This window comes from Corynebacterium sp. p3-SID1194 (genome assembly GCF_025144155.1).
Classification (GTDB): domain Bacteria; phylum Actinomycetota; class Actinomycetes; order Mycobacteriales; family Mycobacteriaceae; genus Corynebacterium.
Genome location: NZ_JALXWY010000008.1, coordinates 90,307 through 100,331, shown reverse-complemented (window position 1 = coordinate 100,331; position 10,025 = coordinate 90,307). Strand labels below are relative to the sequence as shown.

General features: G+C 64.6%; 11 protein-coding genes. 3 read left to right on the top strand and 8 right to left on the bottom strand.

Going from position 1 to position 10,025, the window contains the following annotated elements; genetic code table 11:
* Nucleotides 1-121: 121 nt before the first annotated feature.
* A complete protein-coding gene (locus M3G19_RS07280) occupies nucleotides 122-634 on the top strand; it encodes a DUF2631 domain-containing protein (protein WP_259901947.1) in 513 nt (170 codons plus the stop codon).
* 46 nt (nucleotides 635-680) lie between these two features.
* On the opposite strand, the gene rlmN is transcribed toward M3G19_RS07280, so the two are convergent.
* The 3 genes from rlmN to frr are packed head-to-tail and all read right to left on the bottom strand — an operon-like array spanning nucleotide 681 to nucleotide 3,294.
* Complete coding sequence (gene rlmN / locus M3G19_RS07275) at nucleotides 681-1,790, bottom strand: 23S rRNA (adenine(2503)-C(2))-methyltransferase RlmN (protein ID WP_210571750.1); 1,110 nt, start codon at nucleotides 1,788-1,790, stop codon at nucleotides 681-683.
* Between the two features lie 40 nt (nucleotides 1,791-1,830).
* A complete protein-coding gene (locus M3G19_RS07270; RefSeq protein WP_259901946.1) occupies nucleotides 1,831-2,733 on the bottom strand; it encodes a phosphatidate cytidylyltransferase in 903 nt (300 codons plus the stop codon).
* Nucleotides 2,734-2,736: 3 nt separating this feature from the next.
* A complete protein-coding gene (frr, locus tag M3G19_RS07265; protein WP_210571748.1) occupies nucleotides 2,737-3,294 on the bottom strand; it encodes a ribosome recycling factor in 558 nt (185 codons plus the stop codon).
* A gap of 71 nt (nucleotides 3,295-3,365) precedes the next feature.
* Between frr and M3G19_RS07260 the strand changes: the two genes are divergently transcribed.
* Nucleotides 3,366-4,478: an amidase gene (locus M3G19_RS07260; protein WP_259901945.1), complete on the top strand. Its 1,113-nt coding sequence runs from the start codon at nucleotides 3,366-3,368 to the stop codon at nucleotides 4,476-4,478.
* Here the strand turns inward: M3G19_RS07260 and M3G19_RS07255 are convergent.
* The 4 genes from M3G19_RS07255 to rpsB form a co-directional block, all read right to left on the bottom strand.
* A complete protein-coding gene (locus M3G19_RS07255) occupies nucleotides 4,461-5,390 on the bottom strand; it encodes a DMT family transporter (protein ID WP_259901944.1) in 930 nt (309 codons plus the stop codon). The genes M3G19_RS07260 and M3G19_RS07255 overlap by 18 nt on opposite strands.
* Nucleotides 5,391-5,393: 3 nt before the next feature.
* Complete coding sequence (pyrH, locus tag M3G19_RS07250; RefSeq protein ID WP_210571868.1) at nucleotides 5,394-6,077, bottom strand: UMP kinase; 684 nt, start codon at nucleotides 6,075-6,077, stop codon at nucleotides 5,394-5,396.
* 197 nt (nucleotides 6,078-6,274) lie between these two features.
* Nucleotides 6,275-7,093, bottom strand: coding sequence for a translation elongation factor Ts (gene tsf, locus M3G19_RS07245; protein ID WP_259901943.1), 819 nt, complete (start codon nucleotides 7,091-7,093; stop codon nucleotides 6,275-6,277).
* 202 nt (nucleotides 7,094-7,295) lie between these two features.
* The gene (gene rpsB / locus M3G19_RS07240; protein WP_259901942.1) at nucleotides 7,296-8,195 is read right to left on the bottom strand and encodes a 30S ribosomal protein S2; all 900 of its coding nucleotides are present in this window, start codon (nucleotides 8,193-8,195) and stop codon (nucleotides 7,296-7,298) included.
* A gap of 327 nt (nucleotides 8,196-8,522) precedes the next feature.
* Here rpsB and M3G19_RS07235 point away from each other — a divergent pair, with 327 nt between their 5' ends.
* Nucleotides 8,523-9,047, top strand: a complete 525-nt coding sequence (locus tag M3G19_RS07235; RefSeq protein WP_259901941.1) for a M23 family metallopeptidase — start codon at nucleotides 8,523-8,525, stop codon at nucleotides 9,045-9,047.
* Here the strand turns inward: M3G19_RS07235 and M3G19_RS07230 are convergent.
* Entirely contained in the window at nucleotides 9,010-9,972 is a 963-nt protein-coding gene (locus M3G19_RS07230; protein WP_259901940.1) for a tyrosine recombinase XerC, read from the bottom strand. The two genes, M3G19_RS07235 and M3G19_RS07230, sit on opposite strands and share 38 nt — an antisense overlap.
* Nucleotides 9,973-10,025 lie beyond the last annotated feature (53 nt).

Here is a 10,025-nt window from a genome sequence, read left to right as displayed (position 1 = left end):
GGGCAAACGAACGTTTGCCGCACCCGGACTTTCGGGCGACTTTCGGGGGGATGAATCGCGGCGGGTGCAAGCGGTGTGCCAATATAATGGGCAAGAACTGATTTCACGCAAGGAGTGTGCTGTGAGCGCTAAGGACGATGCACCCCAGGTGTACAACGGTGTTTCCGAGGCCGACGTCCCGTCGGCGAAGCTCGGCTGGAGCGAGCTGACGCCGAAGACCATTCAGATTGCCGGCTGGATTTCCGTGCTGTTCCTCCTCGGCTACAACTTCGGTAACCACCGTGGCCACGTCGAGACGATCTGGTTGATCTCCATCGCAGCGCTGATCGCGATCGGTCTGATCCTGTTCGCCCTGCGTCCGGAGCTCTCCCAGGTCCGCACCCTCACCGCGCACAACAAGCCGGAGGGTCACGTCGAGCCGAACTGGACCTACGAGCAGCACACGCTGACCGGCCGCTACGCTGAGCTGACTGACAGCCAGCTGCGCGCTCTCAATATCGACCCGGCCACTGTGCACAGTGCTCCGGCGATCCAGGGTTCCGCTCGCGGTGCCCACGAACTGCGCGAGGACATCGCTGCTCCGGAGATCCCGAACGTCCGGGAGACTCTGCGGGTGAAGGATGAGCGACGCTAAGACGCTGCGTCGATAAGCGCTCCGGGGAATTCCCGGAGCGTTATTTTTATGCGCCCGCTTGCTTCTCGTCGGCCGCGAGCTGACCGCACGCCGCTGCGATCTCCTGGCCCTTCGTGTCGCGCACCGTGCATGTGACGCCCTGGGCGATAACGCGGCGGACGAACTCGTCCTGGCGCTCGCGCGGCGAAGCGTCCCACTTCGAACCCGGTGTCGGATTCAGCGGAATGAGGTTGACGTGGACGAGGGGTCCGAGTGCGTCGTGAAGCTTGCGCCCCAGCATGTCTGCGCGGAAATCGTGGTCGTTGATGTCACGGATGAGCGCGTACTCGATGGACACGCGGCGACCCGTCTGATCCGCGTAATAGCGCGCGGATGTGAGCACGTCCTCGACGGTAAAGCGGTTGTTCATCGGGACGAGCGTGTCGCGCAGTTCGTCGTCCGGCGTGTGCAGGGACACGGCGAGCGTGACGTTGAGCCCCTCGTCTGCGAGCTTGCGGATCGCTGGGGCGAGTCCCACCGTGGAGACCGTGACATTGCGCTGGGAAATGCCGAAGCCTGCCGGCGCGGGCGAGACGATCTGGCGCACCGCGGACACCACGCGTTTGTAATTCGCCAGCGGCTCGCCCATGCCCATGAAGACCACGTTGGTCAGGCGGCCCCCCTCGGCCTCCATCATCGCGGCGGCCTCGCGGACCTGGTCGACGATCTCCGCGGTGGACAAGTTGCGGTCGAGTCCGCCCTGGCCCGTGGCGCAGAACGGGCACGCCATGCCGCAGCCGGCCTGCGAAGAAATACACAGCGTCGCGCGGCCCGGGTAGCGCATGAGCACCGACTCCAGCAGGATTCCATCGTGCAGGCGCCACAGGGTCTTGGTGGTATCGCCCTCGTCGGTCTCGACGGTGCGGACCGGAGTGAGCAGACGCGGGAACAGTGCATCCTTGACGGCTTGGCGCTGCGCGGCGGGAAGGTCCGTCATGGTCGACGGGTCCGCCTCGAAACGCCCGTAATAGTGGCGGGCGATCTGGTCGGCGCGGAACTTGGGCAGGCCGAGGTCCGCGAGGGCGTCGATACGCTCCTGCGCGTTCAAGTCTGCGAAGTGCTTCGGCGGCATCCCGCGCTTCGGCGAGATCAACTGGATCTTGGGAATATCACTCATGACGAGCCCCATTCTGGCACGTCGCAGCCCCGTTTTCTAATCAGAGAACCACGACATTCATCAGTAGCCACGTAGCGGCTGCAGCGGGAAGAATGCCGTCGATGCGGTCCATCATGCCGCCGTGGCCCGGCAGCAACCCGGACATGTCCTTGAGACCGAGCTCGCGCTTGAACTGGCTTTCCACCAGGTCGCCGAGTGTGGCGCACACGACGATCCCGAGTCCGAATACCAACCCAGCCCACCACGGACTACCGAGCAGATAAATGCCGCTGAGCACACCTGCGACCGCACCGAAGGTGACGGAGCCGGCGAATCCTTCCCAGGACTTCTTCGGGCTGACCGCCGGTGCCATCGGGTGGGAACCGAACAAAACGCCGGACGCATAGCCCCCGACATCAGAGGCCACCACGCACAAGATGAACGTGACGATGAAATAGCTGCCGGTGACATTCCCTGACTCGAGACGAGAGATCATCGCGGCGAACGAACCGAACAACCCGATCCACACCAGGATGAAAATGCTCACCGCTGTATCGCGCAAATAGTTGCGCGGCGGACTGTGCCGACCATTGAAAAACAGACGCGCGAACATGATGGTCAGCGCGCTCAACGTGAATGTCGCTAAGAGTCCGGGATAGCCGAACTGCCACGTCGAGACAATCATGCACAGCCCGAGTACGATCACAACGAAACGGTAGACACCGTAGCCGTTTTCGCGCAGACGTGTGAGCACCTCCCACATGCCTAATGCGGCAGCGGTGCACACCACCGGGTACCACATGACGGGCCCGACGTACGTGGCTACCAGGACGAGTGCGGCAAGGCCTACTCCCACGGCGATCGCGGCAGGCAGATTGCGCCCGGCGGAGTTCTTCGGCCGCGGCAACTGCACGCGACGAGAGTGCACCGCGTCCAAAGATTCGCGGGAGTGGGATTCGGCCACGGTTTAAACCTCGAGGAGTTCGGCTTCCTTGCGGGAAACCAGCTCGTCGACCTGCTCGACGTACTTGGCGGTGGTCTTGTCCAGCTCCTTCTCGGCTGCGGTGACCTCGTCCTCGCCGGCGTCGCCGTCCTTCTGGATCTTCTTCAGCGCGTCCATGCCGGAGCGGCGGACATTGCGGATGGCGATCTTGCCGTCTTCGCCCTTCGCCTTGGCCTGCTTGACCAGGTCGCGGCGACGCTCCTCAGTGAGCTGCGGGATGGTCACGCGGATGACGTTGCCGTCGTCGGTGGGGTTGACACCGAGGTCGGAATTGCGGATCGCGTTCTCGATCTCGCCGAGGGTCGACGGGTCGAACGGCTTGATCAGGAGCATGCGCGGTTCAGGGACAGAGACGGTAGCCATCTGGTTGATCGGGGTGGGAGCACCGTAGAAATCAGCCATGACGCCGTTGAACATGGCCGGGTTGGCGCGTCCGGTTCGGATGGTGACCAGTTCGTTGCGGGTGTGGTCTACGGAGCTGGTCATGCGCTCCTCTGCGTCGAGAAGTACGTCGTCGATCATGTTGTCATCCTTTCGCTTTGTCTCCATCCAATCTAGCAGCGCGCTGCTTTCCTCCTACACTATGAGTCACCATGCACCCCGCCTTTTGTTTTCTCCCCGCCGAGCCACTGCTGCCTCTTCGCGCCGGACGGTTGGACGGGTGGGTGATCCCCGCGAAAGACACCGCCGATGTGGCCGGGTGGCCGACGACGTGGGGCAGCCCGCACAGGGGCATCATCGCCACGGATACAAGCCCCTTTCTGAATAGGCTTCGACGCCAGGGCGCCGCGATCAACGGCAAGACAGTCACGTCCGAGCTCGGCGCGACGATCTACGCAGAGCGTGACGACGTCCCCCTGCTCTCCTCCCCCGCCTACCCCGGCTGCACACCTGGTGGATCATCGAGCGGTGCCGCCGTCGTCGTGGCAGACGGCCTGCACCGCGCCGCGCACGGCAGTGATGCGGGCGGGTCCTTGCGTGTGCCCGCCGCCGCGTGCGAGGTCGTGGGGTTCAAGCCGGCAGGTCGTCCGGAGTCGGGTTCGGTGGACGGTTTCATCACGGCGGCGGTCGCCGACCAGATCGAGCTGTGGGCTACGCGTCCGCGCAGTCTGGAGGGGCTCACCGTCGGCGTGCTCACGCAACCGCTGTTCACGCCGAATGCGCAGGTGGCTGCGGACCGCGCCGCCGTCGTCAAGCGTGCCGCGGAGGCCGTGTCAAAGGTGTGCGAGGTCCGCGAAGTCGCGCCGTATTCCGCGGCGACCGAGACGTACCGGCATTTCTCGGCGCGTATCAAGCACGCGTTTTCCAAAGCGGATCCGGAAGACAGCGCGTACATCGCCTGGCTTTGCGACGAAGGCCGCTCCGTCTCTTCCTCCCAGCTCTTAGCCGCGAACCAGCACATCGATGCTCTGCCGGAGATCTTGCGCGCGGAATGGGGTGTCGATGCTGTAATCACCCCGATGATCGCCACCGACCCGCCTCCGCTGGGGTTCTTCCCGTCGCTCTCCCCCGCCGATTCCTTCGAAGTTCAGACCGAATGGTCGCCGTGGGGGTCGCTGTTCAACCTCACCGGCGCGCCGGCAATCGCTGTGGGGCCGGTACAGATCGGCGGCGTCACAGCGGCGGCAGACGACGCGACTGTACTCGAGCTCGCCCGGCTGGTCGAACCTGTCGCGGCCGAGTGGAAACTACAGCGCGCGAACTAGCACGGCGCCCGCGAAGACGAGCAGCAGCCCCAGCACGCGGACCGGCTGAAGCACCGTCCGCGGCGAGCCGAAGAGGCCGAAGCGCTCGATCGCCTGGCCCGCGATGATCGTTCCAGCCAGGATGCCGATCACCGTGGCGCCGGTGCCGATCAGCGGCGACAGTGTGGCCGCCCCGATGACGAAGATCGCGCCGCAGACACCGCCGAGCCACATCCACCACGGCCCGCGCTCAATGCCGGACAACAGTGCCTTGCGCGAATCGGTGAGACCGATGCTGAGCAAAAACAGCAGGATCACGCCGACACCGAGGTTCACGGACCCAGCCTGGATGGAGCTGCCCAGCACCTCGCCGAGGTAGCCGTTCGCGGCTGTCTGGGAGGCAGAGCACATGCCCATGAACACACCGAGTGCACGCCACGCCCACGCGGAGGTCGAGGCCGCGCCAGCATGTGCGGAACTCGGGGCGCGCCCCACCACATGCACGAGCACGATGCCCGCCACGACGACGAGTGCGCCGAGCACCCGGAGCCACCCGACATCGGTCTTCACCGCCCCGAACAGACCGAAATTATCGATCACCAGCGCCATGATCACCTGCCCCAGAATCGGCAGGACGACGGTCTCGACGGCGCCGATCTTCGGGAACAGGATCACGTTGCCAGTGATGAAGATGACGCCCATCAGGCCGCCGATCCACACCCACCACGGCTCGCCGAAAGCCTGCGTCAGGTCAATGCCGGGACCCGTCGTCGCAGCCAACACTCCCGCGAGGGTGGCGGCGCAGCAAAAGGCGATGAAAAAAGATATGAACGCCGCGGGAATCGGCGCACCGATCGCCCCGCGCAGGCGGCTATTCACAGCAGTCTGCGCGGGGATGACGGCCCCCACGGCCATAGCAGCAGCAGTCAGCATGAGTTACTGGACGAGCGTGCCGATCTGCTCACCCGACACCGCACGGGCGATATTGCCCTCCTTGAGGAGGTTGAACACGAGGATCGGCATGTTGTTGTCCATGCAGAGGCTGAACGCAGTGGCATCGGCGACCTTGAGCCCCTTCTCAAGTGCCTCTCGCGGGCTGATCTCGCTGTAGAACTCCGCATCCGGGTTGGTGCGGGGATCGTCGGAGTAGACACCGTCGACAGCCTTCGCCATGAGCAGTACCTCGCAGCCGATCTCCAGGGCGCGCTGTGCTGCAGTGGTGTCGGTGGAGAAATACGGCATGCCCATGCCGGCGCCGAAGATGACTACACGTCCCTTCTCCAAGTGGCGGGCGGCGCGCAGCGGCAGGTACGGCTCAGCGATCTGCGCCATATTGATGGCGGTCTGCACACGGCAGTCCACGCCCAGCTGCTGCAAGAAGTCCTGGAGAGCCAGACAGTTCATCACGGTGCCGAGCATGCCCATGTAGTCGGAGCGCGCACGGTCCATGCCGCGCTGGGACAGCTGAGCGCCACGGAAGAAATTGCCGCCACCGATGACCACAGCGACCTCAGTGCCGTTGCTTGCTACCTCGGCGATCTGCTTCGCCACATTTTCCACCACGTCCGGGTCGATGCCGACGTTGCCGCCACCGAACATCTCGCCCCCCAGCTTCAACATGACCCGCTTGTATCCGCGGCGGGTCGTGGAATCCGAGGCGTTGCTGTTGACAGTCGCGTTGTCGGTCACCGAAAACTCCTTCACGTGGGGGCGAAAATTCATCCACCGATTCTAGCGTCATGAAGGGGAGGCAAATAAAAAGGATCTCGGCCCCGCCGTCGATAAGCGGCGAAACCGAGATCCTGGAAAGCTAAAGCTTACTGCTGACCGACCTCGAAGCGGATGAAGTCGATGACCTCAATGCCGTTCTCCTCGGCGTACTGACGGACAGTCTTCTTGGAGTCCGCGAGCGACGGCTGCTCGAGCAGAGCGACGTCCTTGAAGAAGCCGCCCAGACGGCCCTCGACGATCTTCTCGATCGCAGCCTCCGGCTTGCCCTCGCTGCGGGTGATCTCCTCCTGGACCGCGCGCTCCTTCTCCACGATGTCAGCCGGGATGGAATCCTTGGACAGGTAACGAGCCTTCATCGCAGCGATCTGCAGCGCGACCTGGTGCGCAGCCTCAGCTCCCTCGCCCGTGTACGCGACGAGAACGCCGACTGCCGGCGGAAGATCCGCAGCCTTCTGGTGGAGGTAGACCTCGACCTGGTCGCCCTCGATGGTGGCGGCGCGGCGCAGCTCGAGCTTCTCGCCGATCTTCGCGGACAGTGCCTGCACAGCGTCAGCTGCGGACTGGCCGTTGACGTCAGCGTTGGCGAGCTCCTCCGGGGTGTTCGCCTTGACGGCGGCAGCGCCGGCAGCGACATCGTCGGCAAGCTGCTTGAACTCGTCGTTCTTAGCCACGAAGTCCGTCTCGGAGTTGATCTCCACGATCGTGTTGCCCGACACTGCGACCAGGCCCTCGAGAGCGTTGCGCTCAGCGCGCTTGCCCACGTCCTTCGCACCCTTGATGCGCAGGATCTCAACGGCCTTCTCGAAATCGCCAGCGGATTCCTCCAGGGCCTTCTTGCAGTCGAGCATGCCGGAACCGGTGGTTTCGCGGAGCTTCTTCACGTCTGCAGCAGTGTAGTTCGCCATAGTTGGGCGACCCTCCTCATTGTGGGACTAAAAGTATGTGTAAAGGTCATCTGACAGCGTAGTGGACTTACCGCTAGGCGGCATGCCCAGCTGCCGGGTCGCACGCAAAACCCCCGCGCCTGAAGCGTCCTTGATGAAGTTAGGACGCCTCAGAAGGCGCGGGGGTCGGTGCTAAAAATCAACGCCGTGTACGGCCCGGGGTTTAGACCGGGTCGACGTCGTTCTTGGCGGAGTCGACGTTCTCGACTGCCTCGGTGGCAGCCTTGTCAGCCGGAGCCTCTGCCTTCTCTGCGGACTCAGCTGCCGGGGTCTCCGGTGCGGAAGCCTTCTCGGCCGGAGCCTCAGCGGCTGCCTCGTTAGCCTCGACCGGCGCGTCGCCGGCTGCCTCGCGATCCTTAGCCAGCTGGCGCTCTTCGCGCTGCCGCTTACCAGCAACGACTGCCTCGCCCACGATGTGAGTGAGCAGCTTGACGGAGCGGATGGCGTCGTCGTTGCCCGGGATCGGGTAGTCGACGAGGTCCGGGTCGCAGTTGGTGTCCAGGATTGCGACGACCGGGATGCGCAGCTTCTGCGCCTCGGAGACAGCGATGTGCTCCTTGTTGGTGTCGACGATCCACAGCGCGGACGGGGTCTTGGTCATCTCGGAGATGCCGCCCAGCACACGCTCGAGCTTGGTGCGCTCGCGGGTAAGCATGAGGACTTCCTTCTTGCCGCGGCCTGCGTAGCCGTCCTCGGCTGCGTCCATGGCCTGCAGTTCCTTCATACGGGCCAGACGCTTGGACACGGTCTGGAAGTTGGTCAGCATGCCGCCGAGCCAACGGTGGTTGACGTACGGCATGCCCACGCGGTCGGCCTCTTCCTGGACCGGCTCCTGGGCCTGCTTCTTGGTGCCGACGAACAGGATGGTGCCGCCGTGTGCGACGGTCTCCTTGACGAATTCGTATGCCTCATCGATGTAGGTCAGCGTCTGCTGCAGGTCGATGATGTAGATGCCGTTACGGTCGGTGAAGATGAAGCGGCGCATCTTCGGGTTCCAACGACGCGTCTGGTGGCCGAAGTGCACACCTGCGTCGAGGAGTTCACGCATGGTTACGACTGCCATGGGAATGTCTCCTTGGGAGTTAAAGTTGTTCGGTTTCTTGCAGTTTGTACGGGTTTTGCCCGCACCCTAGCGACGAGCCACGTCCACGCCTTCCGCGCCTTGCGGGAGGACCGTTGCGGATCGCAGCACCCTGCCACCTTCGTGACCAGGCATTTTCGCCGCGCGTAGTCAGCGCGCCCGAGTGGACACACTGCTGGTCACCAAGCTTACATCTTTGCTGGGTGCGCGCCAATTCGCGGCGCGCCGCATTGTGCACACCTCACGGTTATCCACAGGGCATTTCGCTTATCGACGCACCGTGGTCCCCTCCCCGCCCACAATGACCCCATGAACTTTTCTCATTCCCATGCTCGTGTCCATCCTTTTCTCTCCCTCTGCACTGTCGCGGCGGTCGTGTTCGCGGGCGCGGTCCCGGCCGTCGCGTATGTCGATCCGACGACCGGAAAACCGACTGCGACGAACGTGACCCGCCGTGCCGATATTCCCGACAAGAACTGGTTGCCCGGCCACCGCGGCGTCGATCTGGCGGCGCGGACGGGGCAGGACATTCTGTCCGCGGAGGACGGTGTGGTCGCCTACGTCGGTGTCATTGCTGGTGTCCCGGTGGTCTCGGTGGATCACGCGGACGGGATCCGCACGACGTATCAGCCGGTGTACGCCACGGTCCGCGCCGGCGACGAAGTGAAGGAGGGGCAGCCGATCGGCCGTATGGCGCCGCCGAACGGCGATCACGACGGGCTGCACTGGGGCGCGCGCACCGGCAAGGACACCTATATCAATCCGCTTTCGCTTCTCGACGCTCCGCAGATACGCCTCAAGCCCGTGGATGCGCCTGGTCGTACACGCTCTTGAGCCGTTGCGCGGACACGTGCGTGTAGATCTGCGTGGTCTGCAGCGACGAGTGCCCGAGCAATTCCTGGACGACGCGTAGGTCCGCTCCGCCTTCAAGCATGTGGGTCGCTGCGCTGTGGCGCAGTGCGTGGGGGCTTAGGTCGCTGTCCCCGGTGCGCTGCGCTGCGCGCTCGACGACGCGGCGGACTTGGCGCTGGTCGATGCGTCCACCCCGGGAGCCGAGGAAGAGCGCCTCCGAGGCAGAAGAGACAGAGGAGGTAGAGGAAGCAGCGGCACCGGGTTTGAGGAGCTCGGGGCGGCGGGCGAGCCAGGCCTCGAGAGCAGTGGCGGCGTTGTCGCCGAACGGGACGACGCGCTGTTTGTTGCCTTTGCCGGTGACGCGGGCGAGGCGTCGAGAAGCGTCGATGTCCGCGATGTCGAGGCCAGTCAGTTCGGCGACGCGCATGCCGGTGGCGTAGAGCAGCTCGAGCATGGCGCGATCGCGGGCCGCCTCGGGCGAAGCAGCGTCGGCGTTGATCTCCGCTTCGACGAGCTGCCCGGCGCGCGCGGGCGTGACCACGTCGGGAAGGTGCCGGTTCACCTGCGGGGTAGCCAGGCGGGCAGCGACATCGCTATCGAGGTGTCCGCGCTCATACGCCCAGGTGGAAAAGGCACGGGCGGCGGCAGTGCGGCGGGCCATGGTGGAGCGGGCGAGGCCGGAGCGGAGGGCGTCGGCAAGCCATGCCCTGAGCGTGGGCAGCGTGAATTCGGCGAAGGTCGCGCACGACGGCACGAGCGTGCGCAGGTCGCTGCGGTACCCCTTCACGGTGGCAGGCGAACGCCCTTTGACGAGCAGGGCATAGTCGGCGAAGTCGTCGATCGCCGCTTCGAGCTGTGTGATTTGCTCTGCCACTGTCGCCTGCCTTGATTGGGTGCTCGCGGGCATTGAAAAACTGCCGCGAAAAGGTGTCTTCGCGGCAGTATAGTTCGGCGCGCTAG

Coding starts and splice junctions, on each gene's coding strand:
- rlmN (WP_210571750.1), bottom strand. CDS start 1,790: ATGAGTGATATTCCCAAGATCCAGTTGATCTCGCCGAAGCGCGGGATG.
- frr (WP_210571748.1), bottom strand. CDS start 3,294: ATGATCGACGACGTACTTCTCGACGCAGAGGAGCGCATGACCAGCTCC.
- M3G19_RS07260 (WP_259901945.1), top strand. CDS start 3,366: ATGCACCCCGCCTTTTGTTTTCTCCCCGCCGAGCCACTGCTGCCTCTT.
- M3G19_RS07255 (WP_259901944.1), bottom strand. CDS start 5,390: ATGCTGACTGCTGCTGCTATGGCCGTGGGGGCCGTCATCCCCGCGCAG.
- pyrH (WP_210571868.1), bottom strand. CDS start 6,077: ATGTTGAAGCTGGGGGGCGAGATGTTCGGTGGCGGCAACGTCGGCATC.
- tsf (WP_259901943.1), bottom strand. CDS start 7,093: ATGGCGAACTACACTGCTGCAGACGTGAAGAAGCTCCGCGAAACCACC.
- rpsB (WP_259901942.1), bottom strand. CDS start 8,195: ATGGCAGTCGTAACCATGCGTGAACTCCTCGACGCAGGTGTGCACTTC.
- M3G19_RS07235 (WP_259901941.1), top strand. CDS start 8,523: ATGAACTTTTCTCATTCCCATGCTCGTGTCCATCCTTTTCTCTCCCTC.
- M3G19_RS07230 (WP_259901940.1), bottom strand. CDS start 9,972: ATGCCCGCGAGCACCCAATCAAGGCAGGCGACAGTGGCAGAGCAAATC.